Here is a 20,646-nt window from a genome sequence, read left to right as displayed (position 1 = left end):
ATCACCTGATTTCAATGACTTGTTGTGGCCGTCTGTGTACGATCCAGCTCGCCGGCGGCCTGCAGCCAGCCCCAGATCCGCTGCGGCGACATGGGGATGTGGTCGACCCGGTCGCCGCTGTCGGCCAGTGCATCGGCCACGGCATTGGCAATCGCCGCGCCAGTGCCCACGACACCGAGCTCTCCCACCCCCTTGACACCCAGGGGATTCAACGGCGACGGACTGCGATCCACGTTGACATGGTGCAGTTGCCCGACGTCATCGGCCACCGGCAACAGATAATCCATGAAGGACCCCGTCATGAGCTGGCCGCTGTCGTCGTAGAAGAACTCTTCGAGCAGCGCCCCGCCAATGGCCTGAACTGCCCCCCCTTCCACCTGCCCGGCCACGATCGCCGGATTGATCACGGTGCCCGCATCATAGGCCACCCACACATGCTGGGGCGAGACCTTGCAGGTGTCCAGATCGACCAGAACCTCGGCCACGACGGCCCCGCAGGCATACACCATATGGTCGCAACGAAAGTAGTCTGTGACTTCGAGCGCCGGGCGACCATAGCGCGGCCCGGCCTGGGCGGCAACCTCGGACAGAGGCCTGGACCGGCCATCCGGGGCATGCACGGCCGCATCCCGCAACTGCAGCGCTTCGGGCGCGAGTTGCAGCAGGTCGGCGGCCACCTGGAGAATCCGCGCCTTCAGCGCATGGGCGGCGCTGAAGCAGGCGTTGCCCGCCATGACCGTGGTGCGGCTGGCAAAGCTGCCCACGCCATACTGGATGAGATCTGTATCGCCGTGGCGCACGACGACGTCTCGCGGATCGAGCGCCAGGACTTCGGCCGCGATCTGGGCCAGGCTGGTTTCGATGCCCTGCCCCAGACTGGCGCCCCCCGTGGCCACCTCGAGCGTGCCATCAGGCGCCAGCACCAGGCGCGCGCCCTCGAAGGGGCCCTTGCCGGTCTTTTCGACAAAGCAGCCAATCCCCAGCCCGCGCCGCACCCGCCCCTGTGGCGGCTCGCTCTTCAATGCCCGACGCCGGGCGTCATACCCGGAAAGCTCGAGCGCATGCTGCAGCACGGCGGGATAATCGCCGCTGTCGTAGACCACGTCTTCGCCCAGCGCACGCGTGCCCAGCGGATAGGGCATCTGCCCGGGCTGGATCAGATTGCGCCGGCGCAGTTCGACCGGGTCCATGCCCAGGCGGCGTGCAATGACGTCGAGCACGCGCTCGCGCACTGTGTTGCATTCGTAGCGCCCGGGCCCACGGTAGGTACCCGTCGGGGTCTTGTTGGTCATGATGCAACGGACATTGAAGCGGTAGGCCCCCCATTGATAGGGGCCAGGAAAATAACCTGCGGACATCTCGGGCACGATGATGCCGTGGGTGCGCATATAAGCGCCCATGTCGTTCACCAGATCCACCTGAATACCGCAAAGGCGGCCGTCGCGCATGACACCGGCCTTCATGCGGTAGGCTTGCTGGCGCGAGTGGTTGATGGCCATCAGGTGCTCCATGCGGTCTTCAATCCATTTGACGGGCCGGCCCAGCTGGATGGCCGCCATGGGGATGAGCACGTCTTCCGGATAGAATTCGCCGCGCGCCCCAAACCCGCCGCCGACATCGGGCTCATGAAAATGAATCCGGCTCTCGGCCATTGACAGGAGATCCGCCAGTACCGAGCGGTTGAAATGGGTCACCTTGGTCGGCCCCCAGACATCCAACCGCTCGCGACCGGCGTCCCAGTGGGCCACCAGACCCCGGGTTTCGATCGGAACGGCACTCTGCCGACCGGTGTGAAAGGAGAGTTCGAAGACCTCGTCGGCTTCGGCGAAGGCGGCGTCCAGGTCACCGAACCCGCCGCTGAACGCGCTGGCCACGTTGCCCTCGAAGGCGTCGTACAGCAGCGCCGGCATGGAATCGGCTTCGGCATCGGTGACGGCCGGCAACGGGTCGTAGTCGATCTCGATGTGCGCGACGGCATCTTCGGCCAGATAGCGGCTGGTTGCCACCACCAGCAACACGGGTTCGCCCACGTAACGCACCCGGGCGCACGCCAGCGGCGGCTGAAGAAAAGGGTCCAGCGAGCTGTAGGGGTTCAGGCGCACTGGTATCCGGCAGCGCGCGGCCTGCATGGCATCCGGCCCGAAGATGGCCACGACGCCGTCGAGGGCGCGTGCCGCGGCCGTATCGATGCGCCGGATATGGGCATGGGCGTGGGTACTGCGCACGACGACGGCATGCAGCATGCCCGGCAGGGACACGTCGTCCACGAAACACCCCTGGCCCCGCAGAAACCGGGACAATTCGGGCCGCCGCTCGATCGACTGGCCGATCACCTTGAATTCTTCTTGCAACGGACTCATGCCATTTCCTTCTGTTGGGCGAGCATACGGATGCGGTCGGGGGTCAGCGGCAGGCGCTGTTCATGCGGGTGGCAGCCCAACGCATCGCGTACTGCCGCGAGTACGGCCGCCGGCGCCCCGATGATACCGCTTTCGCCCACCCCCTTGAGCCCCCCTTCGGTGAAGGGCGACGGCGTACTTTGGTGCACGATTTCGATAGCCGGGATGTCGCAGCTGGACGGGATCAGGTAGTCGGCCAGCGTGGCGGTAAGCAACTGGCCATCTGGGTCATAGCTGATTTCTTCGAGCAGGGCCGTGCCGATGCCCTGGGCCACGCCGCCGCGCACCTGCCCTTCGACGGCGTCTTGATTGACCATCGGACCGCAATCCTCGCCGACCACGTAGCGCAACAGCGCCACCTTGCCCAGGGCGGGATCGACTTCGGCAAGCACCAGGTGCACGGAAAACGACACGGGCGCCACCGGCGGATCGTAGAAACTGTGCACCTCGAGGCCGGGCTCACCGCCTTTGGGGATCATCAGGGCCGGCGTGTGGGCGATCCGGGCGAGGTCGGCAAAGCCGAGTGCCGGCCCCGAACCATCGAGGCGCCGGACGGTGCCGTTCTGATAGTGCAGGGTGTCGTCGGGCACGCCCCAGTACAGCGCGGCCACCTGAACCAGCCGGTCCTGGAGCTTCCGGGCCGCACTCAGGACCGCGCCGCCGCCACTCACCATGCCGCGGCTGGCATAGGTGCCCGTACCGTAGGGCGTACGCGCGGTATCCCCCAGAGTCACGTGAATCCGATCCGGGGACACCCCCAGGGCATCCTGTAACAAATAGCTGAACGCCGTGGCCTGCGTCTGGCCCTGCGATGGCGTGCTGACGGCAACCTCGAGCGTGCCACCCGGATCGACCCGAAGGATCGCGCTATCGAAGCCCGGGCTGTGCACCATGCCGCGGTTGCGATACGTGTTGCGATTCATGCCCGTCGTTTCGACGAAGCAGGCCAGGCCGATCCCCAATCGGCGCCCTTCGAGAGCGGCCTGACGCTGTTGCTCGCGCCACTGGGCATAGCCGGCATGCCGCAGGGCAAGGTCGAGCAAGGCGGGATAGTCGCCGCTGTCGTAACGCCCGCCCGATGCACTTTGAAACGGGAACTGGTCGGGCGTGATCAGGTTCTTGCGACGCAATTCGAGCGGATCCATCCCCAGCTGCGCCGCGAGCTGGTCGAGCAGGCCTTCGGTCACCAAGGGTCCGATCGGCACGCCCACGCCCCGATAGGCGCCATGCGGCACTTTGTTGGTGGCCACCGCCATGGCTTCATAACTGAGCAAAGGCAGGCGGTAAGGACCTGGCAGGCCAGCCCCGATGGTATGTGCATCCAGCGCGCACGTGAGCGGAAAACAGGAGTAGGCCCCGACGTCGCACCACGCCTGGGCACGCAACCCAGCCAGCCGGCCATCCGGATGCGCCACCAGAACGGCCTCTACGACCGCATCGCGCGCCTGCGTCGCGGCCATCAGGTTTTCCATGCGATCCTGGATCCACTTGACCGGACACCCCAGTTCGCGCGCCAGGAAGGCCACGAGGATTTCTTCCGGATAAAGCTGCATCTTGATGCCAAACGCCCCGCCCACCTGAGGCGCAATCACCCGCAACCGGGCGGCGGGCATATCGAGACAATGGCTGAGCCCGTCGCGAATCAGGTGGGGAATCTGCGTGGAGCTCCAGACCGTGAGCTCGCCACTGGCCGGGTCATAATCAGCCACCACCCCGTTGTTTTCCATGGCGAGCCCCGCGACCCTCGGGTGCTCGAAACGGCCACTGACGCAAATGAGGTTGGGATCGCTGAAACAGGGATCATCGGCTGGCGCGCCATGGCGTACATGGAACAGAACGTTGTCGGGCAGGTTTTCATGGACCCGCGGCCCATCCGCCGCCAGCGCAGCCTCGAGCCGGGCCACCGGCCTGAGCGGTTCGTAGTCGATGTCCAACCGCTCTACGGCATCTTCGGCCACGTAGCGATCGACCGCCACGACGGCTGCCACCGTCTCGCCCACGTAACGGGCCTCGTCGGGCGGCAGGGGGTGCCAGTCGGATGGCCGATACTGGTAGGCACCGTCTGGATCCAGCAAGGCCCGGATCGGCCTGACCCGGCCCTGCAGGTCGGCGGCGGTCAGCACCCGCAGGACGCCCGGCAGCGCGAGGGCGGCCGAAGCGTCGATGGACCGGATACGAGCCCGCGCATGGGGGCTGCGGGCAAAGACGACGTGCACCAGCCCCGGCAGGTCGAGATCATCGATGAAGCGCCCCTGCCCCTGGATGAGATGGCGTTGTTCGGCCAGGCGTTTGCCCCTGCCGGGGCCATTGCGAATCGGCATGTCGCCCCTGGCCGCCTGCATGTCGGTTGAATACATGCTTGGGTTGTCTCCGTTCTTGCGTTATTTTTTTGAATCGCAAAATACGTATTGCCGGGTTACCGGCGCTCTGGATGCCCGTCGGGATCATGAAATCCTGGGCGCCAGATCCGGCGGATGCCGGCCAAAGCCGCACAACCACTGCGGTTGCGCCGACCTTGAATGACTTTCAGTATCGAACAGCAGACGGGGTCTGTCAACGCATGCCCCTGATATGGACCTGGTCATAGGCCCCTGTCCGGCCACCCGACGGACGCGGCAAATACGCCGGCTGCCCGGGGGAAGTCAGTGGAGAATCTTGCCCAGGAATTCTCGCGTACGGTCATGCTCGGGCGCCGAGAAAAAGCGACCCGGTTCATCCATTTCTATGATTTCACCCTTGTCCATGAAGATCACGCGATCCGCCACCTGCCTTGCGAAGCCCATCTCATGCGTAACACACAACATGGTCATGCCCTCCATGGCCAGGCCGACCATGGTGTCCAGCACCTCTTTCACCATTTCCGGATCGAGCGCCGACGTGGGTTCATCGAACAGCATGACACGCGGCTGCATGCACAGTGCCCGCGCAATGGCCACGCGCTGCTGCTGGCCACCCGACAGCTGGCTGGGGTATTTCGCCGCCTGCTCGGGGATGCGCACCTTGTCCAGATAATGCATGGCCAGGTCGTGCGCCTCCCGACGCGAGACCTTCTTGACCCACATCGGCGCCAGCATACAGTTCTGGAGAATGGTCAGGTGCGCAAACAGGTTGAAATGCTGGAACACCATGCCGACGTCCTTGCGCACCCCATCGATGACGCGCCGATCATCGGTGAGGACGACGCCATCGACCACGACCTTGCCTTCCTTCCAGGTCTCGAGCCGGTTTATGCAGCGAATCAAGGTCGATTTGCCTGAACCGGACGGACCGCAGATCACGATCCGTTCCCCTGCCGCCACTTGAAGATGAATGTCCTTCAACGCCTGATAGCTTCCGAACCACTTGTTCAGGCCAATGATCTCGATCATGAGGCTCTTCCCCCAGCACGAGAGGGGTCGCAGGCATTCACGCTGCGACCCTCCCATGAAAAATGACAGACGGGATCCGCAACCCGTTCCCGATCAGAACGTGGGCAGATCAGGCAGCGGCGTACCCAGCCATTTCTGGGTCACGGCATCCAGCTCGCCGTTGTTCTTGATCACATAAATGAATGTATTGGTCCATTGCAACAGATTGTAATCATCCAGCCGTAAGGTCACGCCCTGAAACTGCCTGGCAAGGGTGAACTTTTTTTCCAGCTCCATTTTCGGGTTTTCCTTGGCCAGCTGCTGCAGGATCAGCTGGTTGGTACCCAAGGCATCAGCCTGCCCTGACAACAGCGCCTGTGCTGCCGTGGCATCGTCATCCAGTCGCAGGATCTTGGCCGTCTTGGGCGCATGCTGGGTCAGGGGGATATCGGACGTACTGGCTCGCGGCGTCGCAATCGTGTGCCCGGCTGTTTCCTCGTACGAGCTCATCTTCAGGCTCTTGGGACCCATCACGATCATTTCGAGCTGGCTGTACGGAATGGAGAACATCACCTGCTTGGCCCGTTCAGCCGTGATGCCGAACGTCGCCGTCAACACGTCCACTTTGTTCGTGAGCAGGTAGGGGATCCGATTGGGTCCGGTCACTGGGACGATCTCGAGTTCGACACCCAGGTAGTCCGCCATCAGTTTCGCAACGTCCGCATCCAGGCCCTCATATTTCCCGTCGGCCGTCGTGACCCCAAAAGGTGGCAGATCGACCAGCATTCCCGCCCTGAGCTTGCCTCGGTTGACGATATCGTTGACGGTGACCTCGGCCTGTGCCTGTGCCACCAGGGTCATGCCCAGAACGAGGGCAATGCCCGTGACGGCCTTTCGAATGGTTTGAAAGTTCATTTCTCTCTCCTCCAGATTTGAATCCCGTCTGCTTGTCCTTGAATCCATCAAGCCTCCGGGTCCACGAACCGCCGCCCATCCATCCGATGGGTGGCGGCATGGCCTTACTTATTGGCCAATCTCACTTCAAGCCGACGGCTATACCAGGAAATCGGCCAACAAACGACGAAGTACAGGGCAGCCACCAGGGAAAACACCAAAAACGGTTGAAAAGTGGCGTTATTGATGATCTGTCCGGTCCGGGTCAACTCGACGAAACCAATGATGGATGCCAGCGAGGTGTTCTTGATCAGCTGGACCAGGTAGACGACCGTCGGCGCGACCGCAATCTTGACGGCCTGGGGCAGGACCACCAAGACCGCGCGCTGCCAGGATCGCAAGCCCAGGGCTTGTGCAGCTTCATCCTGGCCATGCGGTACCGACTCGATGCAGCCACGCCAGATTTCCCCCAAAAATGCGCCCGCGTTCAACGACAGCGCGAGCGTGGCTGCCAGCAGCGGGTCCACCGACACCCCGAGAATGCTGATCCCGAAATACACCAGGAACAGTTGCATGAGCAACGGTGTGCTCTGGAAGATCCGTATGTAAATCGCACTGAGTATTCTGGGGAAGCGACCCTTGGCAGTGCGGCCCAATGCAATCACCAGGCCAATCGTCCCGCCGCCCACGGCACCCAACAGGGACAGCCACACTGTCCAGCGCAGCGCAAGGACCAGTGAAGCAATATCGAGCCACTCGAATCCGCGCATCAGGAACGACCTCTCGACAAGTTTCTGGCCTGGAAGACTGTTTTCTCGATGATGAAGAACAAGCCGGAAAAGGCGATGGCCATGATGAAATAGAGCACGGTAGCGACAATGTAGACTTCAAAGCTCCTGAAGGTACGAGACTGGATATCGTTGGCCGCACCGGTCAGTTCGGTGGCACCGATGGTCGACATCAGTGACGAGGCCAACAACAGCAGGATGAACTGGCTGCTGATGGCTGGGAACACGGCACTGATGGCCTGGAACAATTCGACCTTCAGGAAGATCTGCCAGCGCGTCAGCCCAAGGGCCTGCCCCGCCTCGATCTGCCCTTTCGACACCGATTCCAACCCGGCCCGGACGATTTCCGTCGTATACGCGCCAACGTTCACAGTGAGGGCGATCAGGGCGGCCACGTCCGAGTCCAGGCGCAGCCCCAGCCAGGGCAAGCCAAAGAAAATCAGGAACCCCTGCACGAGCAACGGCGTGTTCCGGATCACCTCGACATAGGCCGCGACGAGGAAATGCACCGTCCGGTACGGCGTCATTCGCAAGGCGGCATTGGTAATGGCGATCAACAAACCCAGGATCATGGCCATCGCCGACAATTCCAGCGTGGTCTGTACACCCTGCAGCAGCAGATCCCAGTTCTGATTGATCTCGCGAAACTGAAAGGTGTAGTTCATGCCCCCTCCAGCCCCACGGGGACGAATGTATCCCGCAACGCCCGGCTATAGCGCAGGTAGCGCCCGAACAGCCGCTGGTGCACGGCATGGGCGTCGGCATCGGCCCTGAAGACCCGGCCGGCCTGCGCATAGGTGCGCAAGGCGCTGGCCCGATCCGGCCACACACCCAATGCCATGCCCGCAATCACGCACAAGCCTATGGTCGTCAGTTCGTGGTCCGTCAGTCGCGTCAGTGGAATGCCGAGCACGTCGGCCTTGATCTGGCACAGCACATCATTTCGTGCAAGTCCGCCAGAGACGACAGCGCGATCGACCTTGACCCCGACCTCATCCATGGTGTGAACAATATGCTTCAGCGAATAGGCCAGGCCTTCGTAGACCGCACGCGCCATCCTTGCCCTGCTGCTCATGTCGAGTGTCAGGCCCAGCAAGGCGCCTTGTGCATAGGGGTTCCACAGCGGCGTGCGCTCGCCGGACAGATAGGGCAGGAAGATTGGATTATTTTCGTGAGCCGCCGTTGCCGCCACCAATGTGTCCAGAGACTCGAACTCATCGGCAAACAGCTCTTTGCGGGCCCATTCCAAGGTTCCACCCGCGGTTGCGGTCGACCCTCTGAGCAAATAATGATCGGGCCCGAAGGGCACCGAATACACCCTTTTCTGCTCGTCCACTACACACCGGCCGGCCACGACACCGAACGAGGTCACCGTACCGGAGATGTCCAGGGCGTCACCCGGCTGCGCGATGCCACTGCCCAGGTAGGCCGTCTTGCTGTCGATGGTGGCGGCGATCACTGGCGCCGCAGGCAGGCCCCAGCGTCGACAGGAATCCGCACGCAGTTGCCCGATCACGGTCCCCACCTTCACCGCCTGCCCGAAAGCCTTCGCCGACACCCCCAGTACCGACCGGAGCCTTTCATCATAGAGGCGCAGCGCCGTATACTCGTTGAGCGTGTATTGGCCAGTCAGGAACCAGTTCAACCACCCCGTGGCATCCAGCAAATGGGCCATGCGCGCATACACGTCCGGCTCGGACTCGCGAATGCGCAGGTAATGCGGGATTGGGTCGGGCACGTAGGCACGCAGGCCATAGGGGTTGGACCCATCGAGCCGCTCGGCCGCCTGCTCTACCGCCGCCAGGTACGGTGCGCTACGTTTGTCGGGATACAGAACGGCAGCCGTGAGGGCCTCGCCATCGGCTGCCATGGCGACAAAACCAGCCAGCGGTGCGGCCACGGCCACGGCATCGGGCCGCACCCCGGCGCGGCCGGCTTCTCTCAGCCCCTCGTCCAGCCAGGCGGCCCATTGCCGGGGGCGCTGCTCGAACAGATCGCCATGGATGGTCGAGTCGACCGGACGGGACCACGCCCACGATCGCCGACCCGTGCTTTCCAGGGCACTGATGCGCAGACTCTGGGTTCCCAGATCGATTGCGAGGAATGTCAACGCATTCACGTCCAGCCCGCCAGTCAACCGGCCTCACGGACCGAGTCCCGCAAATTGGAAAAAAGCATGGCATTCTCCTGCATGCCCTTGATGACTTGCCCGCGATCGGAACCCATGGCGATGAATGAATAGCCCTGCTGGATATAGGTGTGCGCCTGCTGCTCATTGCGCACCAGTACCCCAGCCACCTTGCCATGCCGCCGGGCAGCCCGGGCGACCCGCTGAACGGCATCCGCATACTCGGGGCTGTCATGTGTCACCCCGAGATCGATGCTCAGATCGAGCGGCCCCACGAAAAGGACATCGACACCGTCTATGGCCGCAATGGCATCGATTTCGTCGACCGCCCGCCGCGACTCGATCTGGGTGACGATAAGCAGGCCGCCATTGACGCTGGCTATGTAGTCTTCATACTCGGCCCCATAGCCGCTGGCCCGTGTGGTCTGTGCCACACCGCGGTCCCCGCCAGGCCGGATGCGCGCCATGCGCACCACCTCGCCCGCCATGTCCGCCGAGGAGACGTTCGGGACCATCAGCCCTGCCGGGCCCATGTCGAGGACTCGCTTGAACACGCTGGGGTCGGCTTTCGGGACGCGCACGATGACCCCACTGCTCGATGCACTGAGCGCCTGCATCTGGCGCATCAGATCACCATAATCGCCGCAGCCGTGCTCCATATCGATCAGCAACCAGTCATACCCTGCGCGGCCAGCGATTTCAGCAGTGATGGCCGACCCCAGGCTAAGCCATGCCCCACCAAACAGCCTGCCCGACAAGGCTTGCGTGCGCACCCACTTCATGATGTCACCTTTTGATAAGCGCGCTGGTCAAATAATTGTCTTTATGATCATTAACTGACAATCAACGCCAATTTTTTTCGATAACGAACATTTGTGACTGTAAATGAACAAACGAAGTGGAGCAACATCGTACTACTTCGGATTGACACCAGAATGATCAGGCGGTAGCGACGATGACACGAGTCTCGCTGTCGGACAGGCTTTTTCGCCAGTCTCCATCGACCGGGAGCCTGTCGGTGATGACAGCCGTGGCCTGAGACGCATGGGCGACCTTCACCATCGCGCTGCGTCCGAACTTGCTGTGATCCGCAACGATATAGGCATTGCGCGCACAATTGAGGATGGCCTGGGTGACCGGTGCATCTTCGAGGGCAAAGTCCAGGATGTCCCCGGACCTGGAGATCGCGACCACACCCAGGATTGAATAATCCAGATTGAACTGGCGAATGAAGTCTGCCGTGATGTTTCCGGAAAGCGCCTTATCGGACAGACGTACGGCGCCACCACACACGGTGATCTCGACCCCTTCGCTGCCCCGCATGATGTCCACCACATTGAGATTGTTGGTGACCACGCGCATGTTGCGCTTCTTGGCCAGCAACGTGGCGACGGCCTCGGCCGTCGTGCCAATGTCGATGAATACCGAGGTCTCGTCGTTGATCTCTGCTGCGACCGCCCGTGCAATCAGCATCTTCTCGCGAGAGAAGGAGTCCCGGCGCGTCTCGTATGGCACATTGACGATGCTGGAGCGATAGGCGGCACCGCCATGAAACCGTGTCAGGAGCCCCTGCTGGCACAAATAATTGATGTCCCGGCGCACCGTCTGGCTGGTGACGTCGAGGTGTTCAGCCAGATCCTCGATGGTCACGAAACCCGACTGCTTTGCGCGGCGGACGATCTCGATATGCCGCGACGACAACGGCAGATCGACAGCAGGCATTTTCATGATTTGGTTCATGACCCAGTAGTATATAAAGTTTTTACGCCACGCCCTACGCCCCTGTTGCAGAAGGCCCCCCATGCCGCGGAATCCCGGTGACATGGGGGGCCTTCACAGGCCAGCCGCCTGGGCATCTGCCCAGGCACTGGCCGATCATGCCAAAGCAGGTGATCAGTCGGCGCCGTTCTGGGACTTTTCGCCTGGCCCGGTTGGCCCCCCCTGGGCCTCGATCCCGCCGATCGCCTTGACCGAAAGCCGCAGGCGCCCCCGATCATCGGCCTCGATGATCTTGACGCGCACGGTCTGCCCGACCTTCAGGACGTCGTTGATGTCGGCGATGCGGTAATTGGCGATCTCGGAAATGTGCAACAGCCCATCGCGGCCGGGCAACACTTGCACGATCGCGCCAAAATCGAGCAGACGCTGGACACTGCCTTCGTATTCCTGCCCAACTTCGACGTCGGCGGTCAGTTCCTTGATGCGGCGCTCGGCCTCGTGGGCCTTGTCGAGGTCTGCACTGGCAATGGTGATGCTGCCATCGTCGCTGATATCGATCTGGCATCCGGTTTCTTCGGTCAGGGCACGGATCGTGGCGCCCCCCTTGCCGATGACGTCGCGGATCTTCTCGGGGTTGATCTTGATGCTCAGCATGCGCGGTGCGAACGTGGACAGCTCCTGGCGCGAGCCGTCGATGGCTTCACGCATCTTGCCCAGAATATGCAGGCGGCCTTCACGGGCCTGCGCCAGCGCCACTTGCATGATTTCCTTGGTGATCCCCTGGATTTTGATGTCCATCTGCAGGGCGGTGACACCCGTCACGGTACCGGTGACCTTGAAATCCATGTCGCCCAGGTGATCCTCATCGCCCAGGATATCGGTCAGCACCGCGAACTTCCCGCCATCCTTGATCAGACCCATGGCCACCCCGGCGACGTGATCTTTGATGGGCACCCCGGCATCCATCATGGACAGCGACCCGCCGCAGACCGACGCCATGGAGGACGACCCATTGGACTCTGTGATTTCGGACACCACACGCAGGGTGTACTGGAATTCTTCGGCGCTGGGCAGCAGCGGGCTCAGTGCCCGCTTGGCCAGCCGGCCATGACCGATTTCACGGCGCTTGGGCGCCCCGAAGCGGCCGGTTTCGCCCGTTGCGAACGGCGGCATGTTGTAATGCAGCATGAAACGATCACGATACTCGCCCATGACGGAATCGATGATCTGTTCGTCTTGCTTGGTCCCCAGGGTGGTCACCACCAAGGCTTGCGTCTCGCCGCGGGTAAAAAGCGCAGAGCCGTGGGCGCGCGGCAATACCCCCAGGCGGATGCTGATGGGCCGTACGGTACGGGTATCACGCCCGTCGATCCGGGGCTCGCCGTTCAGGATCTGGCCGCGCACGATTTCGGACTCGAGGGCAAACAACAAGTTGTCCACCTCGACCCCGTCGGGCGCCTCGGCGCCCCGCGCCGCGGCGTGCTCGGCCAGTTTGGCCTTGACCTCTGTGGCGACCTGGCGCAACCGCGTCGTCCGTTCCTGCTTGTCGCGCACCTGGTAGACCGCCTTCAGCGGGTCGAAGGCCGCTGCGCGCACCGCCGTGGCCAGTACTTCGTTGCGAGCCGGCGGCGCCCAGTCCCACTCGGGCTTGCCTGCCTCGGCCACCAGCTCATGGATGGCGTTGATGGCGACCTGCATTTGCTCCTGGCCAAACACCACGGCGCCGAGCATGACGTCTTCGGGCAGTTGCTGGGCCTCGGATTCGACCATGAGCACGGCCGCCTCGGTGCCGGCCACCACCAGATCCAGGCTGGACTGACCCCGCAGCAGGGAGACGTCGGGATTGAGCACATACTGGCCATCGACATAGCCCACCCGCGCCGCCCCCACCGGCCCATTGAAGGGGATACCCGAAATTGCCAGCGCAGCGGACGCCCCCAGCAGGGCCGGGATGTCGGGCTCGACTTCGGGATTCACCGACAAGGTGTGGATGATGACTTGCACGTCGTTGTAGAAACCGTCTGGGAACAGCGGCCGCAGGGGTCGGTCGATCAGCCGGGCAGTCAGCGTTTCTTTTTCGGAAGGCTTGCCCTCGCGCTTGAAAAACCCGCCGGGAATCTTGCCGGCCGCATAGGTCTTTTCTACATAGTCGACCGTGAGCGGAAAGAAATCCTGCCCCGGCTTTGCGGTCCGGGCGGCGACGACGGTGGCCAACACCACGGTATCATCTACAGAAACAAGCACGGCACCTGATGCCTGCCGCGCGATTTCGCCCGTTTCCAGCACCACCGTGTGCTGGCCATACTGGAACGATTTACTGACTTTATTGAACATTGCTTTATCCTAAGTGATGGAGCGTGCCGTGATGGAGCGCGCCGGCCGTGCCAGCTGGGTTCTGCCCATAAAGACAACGACCGCAGCCGCCACAAAGAGACTTTGCGACAGCTGCGGCCGGAGCATGGGGAGCTACGCCCCTGGGCATTACTTGCGCAGACCGAGTTTTTCGATCAGGGCCCGGTAGGCGTCGGGGTTGCGACCCTTGAGGTAATCGAGCAGTTTGCGGCGGCGGCTGACCATGCGCAGCAGGCCACGACGCGAGTGGTGATCTTTTTTGTGCGTCTTGAAGTGGCCGGTGAGCTCATTGATGCGGGCGGTCAGAAGGGCGACCTGTACTTCCGGCGAGCCGGTGTCCCCCTGGGCACGCTGGAATTCAGCCACGATGTCTGACTTGACGATATCTGATACGGACATTCTTGAGATTCCTCGACAATACGGGCGGCAGCACCGAGGCAGCGCTGCCGTGAACACGAACATCCACCCGAAAATGCGGGCGAGTGTTCGATTATAGCAATTTTTTGTACGTATCGAAGAAAGAATATGTGCCGGCAACGTCGGGGGCTGGCAACGCCGGCCGGGCGACGTTGCCAGGGCTAGCTGGACTTCTCGAGTATCGTGATCGCACAGACGGCCTCGTCGAACCCCATCACGCCGCCGCCGTTCTCGATCAACCCCAGCGACGCCCCTTTGACTTGCGCTGCCTCTGCTTCTCCACGCAGCTGCTTGGTGACCTCATAGACCATCGAGAGCCCCGTGGCGCCGATGGGATGCCCTTTTGAAATCAAACCGCCAGATACGTTGACGGGCAAGGATCCCCCCAAACGGGTCGCGCCGGACTCAACCAATGCCCCTGATTGGCCCGGCTCGCAGAAACCGAGCATCTCGAGCTGATACAGCTCGCTATAGGACGTCGCGTCGTGCAGTTCGACTAGATCGATGTCGGTTGGAGCCAGGCCCGTCGCCTTATAGGCTTTCTGGGCGGCGTGCATGGACAACCCCGGTTCATCCAGTTTGCGATATTTCCCGCCCGAAAACACGCTGGTGCGAATCTTGACCGCCCGATCACGCACGGACGCGGGAAAGTTTTGCAGTGCATCCGCCGAACACAAAATGGCTGCAGCCGCACCATCGCCCAACGGCGAGCACATCGATCGGGTGAGTGGGTAACTGATGACCCGATCGGCGAGCACGTCTTCGACACTGACTTCGAAGCGATACTGTGCTTTCGGATTCAGGCTGCCATGATAATGATTCTTTGACGCAGCCATCGCGATTTGACGCTGTGTAGTGCCGTGCGTTTTCATATGCCATATGGCCTGCATGGCATATGTGTCCATGAAAACAGTGCGGTCGGGCCCGGTTTCAAAGGCCTTGCCAACCACTTCACCGGCTTGTGCATAATAATCCTGCCAGCGCTGGGGCTCGAGTTGATCGATCGCCGCATAGAAAATCTTCTGCACCCTGCCCGGATCGTCGGGGCTCACGAGCTTCTCTACCCCAATGGCCAGGCTGACCTCGGTCTGACCGGAAAGAACGTCCTTCCAGGCCCCATGGAATGCCATCGACGCCGTGGCACATGCCCCTTCGACGTTGATGATAGGAACGTGCTCGGGAAACAATCCTTCCTCGACCAGCGGCGTAAAGCAGACCTGACCACGTATCCCGCCCTGCCCCCAATATGACAGGCCACAGTTTCCAAACCATGCCTGCTCGATCAACGAACCATCATTGGCAAATCCGCAATCCGCCAGTACATCTAGATAGGCTTCTTTCGTCAGCTCCTGAAATGAAGTATCCGGCCGTTTCCCAAAAACGGTTGATGACACACCAACAATATAAACGTCACGCACGACATCCACTCCTCAGTCAAGAAACTACAATCAAGTCAAGTAGCCGTCCACCAATGCCTGGCTATTGCGCAAAGACACCGAGTCCGACTCTACGACAACCTTGCCGTTACGAAGCACCAGGCCACGATCGGAATATTCCAACGCCAGTACTGCAGCCTGTTCCACCAAAATGACCGACAAGCCTTCCGCCTTCAGTTCGTTCAAAGTCTGCAATATAAGATGGACAATTTTCGGCGCCAACCCAAGAGACGGCTCATCGAGCATGAGCACCTTGGGCCCCATCATGAGACCCCGCGACACGGCAAGCATTTGCTGCTCGCCGCCAGACAGCGCACCACCAGAGATGCCCTCTCTGGCCTTGAGCACTGGAAACCGTTCAAATTCCTTTTCCAGCCGCGCTGATTTTTCGTCGGCTGGCAGGTTCAGGTAGTGCGTGCCTAGAAGCAGGTTATCGCGCACCGACAAATTCGGAATGATCTGCCGCCCCTGGGGCACGTGCACGAGCCCCATCCGCGCCAGTTCATGAGCCTGTTTGCCCCGCGTGGGCTTGCCATCGAAATGGATCTCGCCCTTTTCAGGGATAATGATGTTTGACAAGGTCCTGAGCAGCGAGGTCTTGCCTGCGCCATTGGCCCCGATGACAGCAAGCATCTCGCCCCGGGCGACATGAAGATCGACCTGGCTCAGGACTTCGATGGAACCAATACGCGCATAGATCCCCTTGGCCTGTATCATGCTGATTCATCCTTACCGAGATAAGCGGTATGCACACGCTCATTGGCCTGTATTTCCGCCGGTGTCCCGGAAGCAATCAATTGACCGTAGTCGAGCACACTGACCGTATCGCAAATAGACATGACGAATTCCATGTTGTGTTCGACAAGCAATATCGTCACCCCGAGTTCGCGCAATTTCCTGATCACATGTGAAATTTCCCGTGCCTCGTTGGTATTCAGACCGGCAATCGGCTCGTCAAGCAGCATGAGTTTCGGCTTCTGAGCAATGGCTCTCGCCAGTTCCACTAATTTTCTATGGCCGTAGGAAAGCTCTGTCGGGGAACGATTGGCCAAATGCGCAATACCCAAAAACGACATGATGTCAATTGCCGCTTCTTTTTCGGTTCGCTCGAAATCGACGCCATTCCACCAGGCGCCGAAATCGGAAACGACGCTGTGTCTATTCATGAAGCCCAGCTGAACGTTTTCCAACGCCGTCAGCGCATCGATCAGCTGCAGGTTCTGGAAAGTACGAGCCATGCCCCTTTGGGCCCTCACGGGCGTCGGTATGCCCGTGATGTCGTGTTCATCGAGAAATATACTGCCTGCTTCGGCACGATAAAGCCCGGCCACGACGTTGATCAATGTGGATTTACCGGCGCCATTAGGGCCAATCAACCCGTGCACCGTACCGGCCTGCACGTGGATGGACACGCTGTCCACCGCCACCACGCCAGAATACCCTTTTGTGACATCCTGGACGCGCAGGGATGCGCCGCTCATGCCCATGTCGAATGGCTTGACCTTGGCTTGTGGTTCGGCCAAAGGCTGCTCTTTCTGATCGCGACGGGTGATCCGCAACAGCGGTAAAATTCCGGCAGCGCCTTTAGGAAACAAAACCAACACAATCAGCAATATGCCACCGTAGATCAAAAGGCCGTATTCCTCTATTCCGGATATGACCTCTACCATGACGATCAAGATGAAAGTACCGAGAAGCGGCCCACTTCTGGTTCCAAGCCCGCCTATGACCGCGGCAATAAGCAAGGAAATGCTCAGTTGTATGGAAAACGCATCGCTACCCACGTAGCCGCTCTGGTGGGCGAACAAAGCGCCACTCAGCCCGGCAAGGCCGGCACAGGCAGCGAATGTCACTGCACGCCACATGCTGACCCGCGTGCCCACCGACGATGCAAATACCTCGGACTCGCGCACCGCACGCAACTTTCTGCCGACAAAAGAATCATTGACGTAGTCGGCCGATATTTGAACGATCAGAAGACAGATGCCCGCCAAATACAGAAACGCCATCCCCGGATCCGCGGGCGACTCAAACCAGATTTCCGGGATGCCCGTCAATCCCATGGCACCGCCCGTCAGGTCAATCCAGCGCTGGGCCACGATTTCAATGATGAATCCGACCGCCATCGTGGCCATCGCCAGGTACAGGCCCCTGGTTTGCAGCGCGAACCACCCGACCAGCGCACCCGCAATGGTGGCCACCAGGGTACCCAACACAATGCTGATCGAAATCGGCCAACCCAGCCTCAGTGCGATCAGGGCGGAGCCATAGGAACCAAGCGCATAAAACCCAGCCTGCCCAAGGGACATTTGCCCTGACAACCCGAGAAGAACGTTCAGCCCAATGACGGCGATCGCCGTATAGGCATAGGTTTGTGCGAGATGTATGAAGAAGGAGTTGATGGGCAGCCAGGGAAGGGCCAACACCAGCAAAAGAAGCAGAAAATACCCGATTCTGGGTGCGCGACGCGCATTCAAAGTAGGCAAACGTTCAGCGGACATCACGCGCGCGCTCCCCAAAAAGACCCGCAGGCCAGATGGCAATGATCAGCAGGGCAGCCAGTAGCGGATATAAATCTCCAAAGCTGGAATCAACGTAATTCGATATTGATTCTCCTACGCCAAACAACAAGCCGCCGATGAGAATGCCGAAAGGATTGCCAAATCCGCCAATTGCGGCGACTATCAAGGCTTTGATTGTGAATATGAGGCCCATGTGCGGATGGACGGTAACCAACGGCCCTATGAGCAATCCGGCTGCCGCAGCAAGAAGCGATGCAATGACAAAAACGCCGACCTTCACATAATTCGTGTTAATCCCCAGCAGCGACGCCGCTTCAGCATTGAATGCGACCGTGTGTATACTCTTCCCCCAACGAGATCGATACATGAAGCCATAGAAAAAAAGCACGACCAATATCGCAGTGATGATGACCAATGCCTCTTCCACCACGATGCGCACACCAACCACCTGAATCTGTTCGGCGGAAAACAACGGCTTAGAATATTGTGTGGATTTCCCATAGGTTAGTTCGATGATGTTCTGAAGAATGAAGGCGATGCCCGCGGTCGTCAAAATCCAGCCATACGCCCCTATGGGTGAGGCACGCTGGCGATCCAGCGGTTTGATGGCGATGCGATCGAGCAGCCAGCCCATCACGCCGAGGCTCACAAACACGACCGAGACCGCCAACCACAACGGCAACCCTGCAGCTCGGGTCGATAGTGTCAGGAAGGCGGCGACCATCAGGAAATCACCCTGGCCAAAGTTCACGCGCTCGGTGGCCAAGTGCGTGATGTAAAGGCCAGTCGCAACGAGGGCATAGATTGCCCCCATTGCCAGCCCCCCAATCAGCAATTGAATAATCGTAGCTAACTGCATGGGTTGCGATTCCTAGAAATTAATCCGCGCGAACGACTTCGTCGCCTTTCCATACCCCCAGGAACACGTCTTCCCTATCCAGGCACTCATGATCATCCGCCGCAAACGGCTTCGGCGGCGTCGCGGATACGGCGTTGATGCCATCGATGTTTTCGATCGCATCACGAATGGCGCCAGGATCGGCCTTGCCGACTTGATCGACCGCCTTGAAAACGATCTGACCGGCATCGTAGCCAAGCGCTGCCAGCACGGGCCACCTGTAGTCGCTTCCCCACTCTTCCCGCATCCGCTCGTCAAAAGCCTTTGCCTTGGGATCGTTCAAATCGAGCGCCTGGCCCATCACGGTGCCCTGAATGGCTTCGACACCCACGATTTCCGGAACCTTCTTTGACGACAGGCCCCAAGGTCCGGCAATGACGGGCTTGTAGTCCAGGCGAGCCAGCGCACGATAAGGCAGTTCATAGGACTCATGGAAATTCAGAACGAGCTCGACGCCGGCATCGCGCATCTTGACCATTTGAGGCACCAGATCGTTCACACCGGGTGCGGCCACTTCGACCAGTGTCAGGGCCATCCCTTTGTTTTTCATGCCCTCTTCGATTTCCCGGGCCGCAAAGATGCCAGCCCCCGTCGTGGAATGGAGCAAGCCGATTTTCTTGTATCTTTCGGTTGCCCAGTCAACCACGGCATTGATTTCGAACGCATTGACCATAGAGCAACGAAATATGTAGCTTGGTTTCTCGTTGATGAAATCAGAGGTGATGTTCGTGACAACGGCCGGGCCCGCCATCAAGGGAATGCCGGCTTTCTGAAAAAGCGGCGACATCGCGAGAACGTTCCCACTGCTCACGGTCCCTATCGCCACGGGCACCTTGTCATTCCGTATCAGGCGCTGGGCCAATGAGACGGCTCGTTGCGGGTTTGCCTCGTCGTCGTAAACGATGAGCTCGATGTCTGTCTTGCCCCCCGCTTTCTTGTAGTCTTCCAGGGCGGTCCGTATCCCCTGAAGGTACGAATCACCAAAATCGACAATGGCGGGCGGGCCACTGAGGCCTTGTATGACCCCCACTTTGACCTGCGCATTGGCCATGCCAGCCGCGCACATGGCTGTTCCAATGAGCGTCAAATAGACAGTCGACTTGAGTCTTGAAATTTTATGTAGATCTTTCATTACGTCTCCATTGTGTATGCTAATTTACATATATCAGCCTGCTGGCACAAAATTATTGCCCTACAAAAACCGCAGAACGCTTCTCCTTGAATGCCGTGGTACCTTCCTTGAGATCCAGGGTGGCTCCCAAGTCATAAAATGAGCGTGATTCCAGACGCAGGGCGTCATCCAGGGCCATGCCCACCGACTCTCTGATGACCTGCTTTGCAAACCGCTGCGCCAGTGGCGATCTGCTTGCCAACATCTGTGCATACTCCAGGCTGAAACCCACCAGGTCGTCTGAAGAAACGACCCGGTTGACAAGCCCCACCCGTAAAGCATGGTCAGCATCGATACGCTCTCCGGATAAAATAATTTCCATGGCCACACCAAGCCCGACAATCCTGGGCAGGCGAATCAACCCGCCATCACACGCATGGAATCCCCATTTGACATCCTGAAGCGCAAATTCGGCGTTCGGCGAGCAAAAACGGATGTCACATGCCAGGGCCAGCTCGAATCCCCCTGAAATGGCATATCCATTCACTGCGGCAATGATCGGTTTGTCAATATCCATGTTCCGCGTGATGCCTGCAAACCCAGGACCATCGGTATATTGCGTCCTGAACTTAGGG

Annotated in this window: 17 protein-coding genes; all 17 read right to left on the bottom strand. The window is 60.3% G+C overall.

What is annotated here, in order from left to right; translation table 11 throughout:
* Positions 1 to 11: 11 nt before the first annotated feature.
* Entirely contained in the window at positions 12 to 2,360 is a 2,349-nt protein-coding gene (locus WCZ84_RS07545; protein ID WP_372685653.1) for a xanthine dehydrogenase family protein molybdopterin-binding subunit, read from the bottom strand.
* Positions 2,357 to 4,756, bottom strand: a complete 2,400-nt coding sequence (locus tag WCZ84_RS07540) for a xanthine dehydrogenase family protein molybdopterin-binding subunit (protein ID WP_372685652.1) — start codon at positions 4,754 to 4,756, stop codon at positions 2,357 to 2,359. Before WCZ84_RS07540 ends, WCZ84_RS07545 begins: the two co-directional genes overlap by 4 nt.
* Positions 4,757 to 5,041: 285 nt before the next feature.
* The gene (locus WCZ84_RS07535; RefSeq protein ID WP_372685651.1) at positions 5,042 to 5,767 is read right to left on the bottom strand and encodes an amino acid ABC transporter ATP-binding protein; all 726 of its coding nucleotides are present in this window, start codon (positions 5,765 to 5,767) and stop codon (positions 5,042 to 5,044) included.
* A gap of 93 nt (positions 5,768 to 5,860) precedes the next feature.
* Positions 5,861 to 6,661, bottom strand: a complete 801-nt coding sequence (locus WCZ84_RS07530) for a transporter substrate-binding domain-containing protein (RefSeq protein ID WP_372685650.1) — start codon at positions 6,659 to 6,661, stop codon at positions 5,861 to 5,863.
* A gap of 104 nt (positions 6,662 to 6,765) precedes the next feature.
* Positions 6,766 to 7,410, bottom strand: a complete 645-nt coding sequence (locus WCZ84_RS07525; RefSeq protein ID WP_372685649.1) for an amino acid ABC transporter permease — start codon at positions 7,408 to 7,410, stop codon at positions 6,766 to 6,768.
* Entirely contained in the window at positions 7,410 to 8,093 is a 684-nt protein-coding gene (locus WCZ84_RS07520) for an amino acid ABC transporter permease (RefSeq protein ID WP_372685648.1), read from the bottom strand. Before WCZ84_RS07520 ends, WCZ84_RS07525 begins: the two co-directional genes overlap by 1 nt.
* Positions 8,090 to 9,547, bottom strand: a complete 1,458-nt coding sequence (locus WCZ84_RS07515; protein WP_372685647.1) for an FGGY-family carbohydrate kinase — start codon at positions 9,545 to 9,547, stop codon at positions 8,090 to 8,092. The genes WCZ84_RS07520 and WCZ84_RS07515 overlap by 4 nt, the downstream gene beginning before the upstream one ends.
* Positions 9,548 to 9,561: 14 nt before the next feature.
* Positions 9,562 to 10,338 carry an HpcH/HpaI aldolase/citrate lyase family protein gene (locus WCZ84_RS07510; protein WP_372685646.1) on the bottom strand — a complete coding sequence of 259 codons (777 nt, stop codon included), beginning with the start codon at positions 10,336 to 10,338 and terminating at the stop codon, positions 9,562 to 9,564.
* 157 nt (positions 10,339 to 10,495) lie between these two features.
* The gene (locus WCZ84_RS07505; protein WP_372685645.1) at positions 10,496 to 11,284 is read right to left on the bottom strand and encodes a DeoR/GlpR family DNA-binding transcription regulator; all 789 of its coding nucleotides are present in this window, start codon (positions 11,282 to 11,284) and stop codon (positions 10,496 to 10,498) included.
* Positions 11,285 to 11,449: 165 nt separating this feature from the next.
* Positions 11,450 to 13,609: a polyribonucleotide nucleotidyltransferase gene (gene pnp, locus WCZ84_RS07500; protein ID WP_372685644.1), complete on the bottom strand. Its 2,160-nt coding sequence runs from the start codon at positions 13,607 to 13,609 to the stop codon at positions 11,450 to 11,452.
* A gap of 147 nt (positions 13,610 to 13,756) precedes the next feature.
* The gene (gene rpsO, locus WCZ84_RS07495; protein ID WP_372685643.1) at positions 13,757 to 14,026 is read right to left on the bottom strand and encodes a 30S ribosomal protein S15; all 270 of its coding nucleotides are present in this window, start codon (positions 14,024 to 14,026) and stop codon (positions 13,757 to 13,759) included.
* A gap of 179 nt (positions 14,027 to 14,205) precedes the next feature.
* Complete coding sequence (locus WCZ84_RS07490; RefSeq protein WP_372685642.1) at positions 14,206 to 15,462, bottom strand: thiolase family protein; 1,257 nt, start codon at positions 15,460 to 15,462, stop codon at positions 14,206 to 14,208.
* A 30-nt stretch (positions 15,463 to 15,492) separates the two neighbouring features.
* Positions 15,493 to 16,197: an ABC transporter ATP-binding protein gene (locus tag WCZ84_RS07485; protein WP_372685641.1), complete on the bottom strand. Its 705-nt coding sequence runs from the start codon at positions 16,195 to 16,197 to the stop codon at positions 15,493 to 15,495.
* Positions 16,194 to 17,981, bottom strand: coding sequence for an ATP-binding cassette domain-containing protein (locus tag WCZ84_RS07480; protein ID WP_372685667.1), 1,788 nt, complete (start codon positions 17,979 to 17,981; stop codon positions 16,194 to 16,196). Before WCZ84_RS07480 ends, WCZ84_RS07485 begins: the two co-directional genes overlap by 4 nt.
* Entirely contained in the window at positions 17,971 to 18,861 is an 891-nt protein-coding gene (locus WCZ84_RS07475) for a branched-chain amino acid ABC transporter permease (protein ID WP_372685640.1), read from the bottom strand. The genes WCZ84_RS07480 and WCZ84_RS07475 overlap by 11 nt, the downstream gene beginning before the upstream one ends.
* Positions 18,862 to 18,880: 19 nt before the next feature.
* Positions 18,881 to 20,032 (bottom strand): ABC transporter substrate-binding protein, encoded by a 1,152-nt coding sequence (locus WCZ84_RS07470; protein ID WP_372685639.1) that lies wholly within the window; start codon positions 20,030 to 20,032, stop codon positions 18,881 to 18,883.
* A 52-nt stretch (positions 20,033 to 20,084) separates the two neighbouring features.
* Positions 20,085 to 20,646: enoyl-CoA hydratase/isomerase family protein (locus WCZ84_RS07465; protein WP_372685638.1), on the bottom strand; the 562-nt coding region annotated here is incomplete at its 5' end.

It is taken from the genome of Castellaniella sp. (assembly GCF_041675725.1).
In the GTDB taxonomy this organism is placed as follows: domain Bacteria; phylum Pseudomonadota; class Gammaproteobacteria; order Burkholderiales; family Burkholderiaceae_B; genus Castellaniella.
Note: the sequence above shows the minus strand (reverse complement) of the source record. Positions and strands in the feature narration are given on the sequence as shown.

Bases quoted from the DNA above. Each gene is read 5' to 3' on its own strand.
- WCZ84_RS07545 (WP_372685653.1), bottom strand. From the start codon at position 2,360: ATGAGTCCGTTGCAAGAAGAATTCAAGGTGATCGGCCAGTCGATCGAG.
- WCZ84_RS07540 (WP_372685652.1), bottom strand. From the start codon at position 4,756: ATGTATTCAACCGACATGCAGGCGGCCAGGGGCGACATGCCGATTCGC.
- WCZ84_RS07535 (WP_372685651.1), bottom strand. From the start codon at position 5,767: ATGATCGAGATCATTGGCCTGAACAAGTGGTTCGGAAGCTATCAGGCG.
- WCZ84_RS07530 (WP_372685650.1), bottom strand. From the start codon at position 6,661: ATGAACTTTCAAACCATTCGAAAGGCCGTCACGGGCATTGCCCTCGTT.
- WCZ84_RS07525 (WP_372685649.1), bottom strand. From the start codon at position 7,410: ATGCGCGGATTCGAGTGGCTCGATATTGCTTCACTGGTCCTTGCGCTG.
- WCZ84_RS07520 (WP_372685648.1), bottom strand. From the start codon at position 8,093: ATGAACTACACCTTTCAGTTTCGCGAGATCAATCAGAACTGGGATCTG.
- WCZ84_RS07510 (WP_372685646.1), bottom strand. From the start codon at position 10,338: ATGAAGTGGGTGCGCACGCAAGCCTTGTCGGGCAGGCTGTTTGGTGGG.
- WCZ84_RS07505 (WP_372685645.1), bottom strand. From the start codon at position 11,284: ATGAAAATGCCTGCTGTCGATCTGCCGTTGTCGTCGCGGCATATCGAG.
- pnp (WP_372685644.1), bottom strand. From the start codon at position 13,609: ATGTTCAATAAAGTCAGTAAATCGTTCCAGTATGGCCAGCACACGGTG.
- rpsO (WP_372685643.1), bottom strand. From the start codon at position 14,026: ATGTCCGTATCAGATATCGTCAAGTCAGACATCGTGGCTGAATTCCAG.
- WCZ84_RS07485 (WP_372685641.1), bottom strand. From the start codon at position 16,197: ATGATACAGGCCAAGGGGATCTATGCGCGTATTGGTTCCATCGAAGTC.
- WCZ84_RS07480 (WP_372685667.1), bottom strand. From the start codon at position 17,981: ATGTCCGCTGAACGTTTGCCTACTTTGAATGCGCGTCGCGCACCCAGA.
- WCZ84_RS07475 (WP_372685640.1), bottom strand. From the start codon at position 18,861: ATGCAGTTAGCTACGATTATTCAATTGCTGATTGGGGGGCTGGCAATG.
- WCZ84_RS07470 (WP_372685639.1), bottom strand. From the start codon at position 20,032: ATGAAAGATCTACATAAAATTTCAAGACTCAAGTCGACTGTCTATTTG.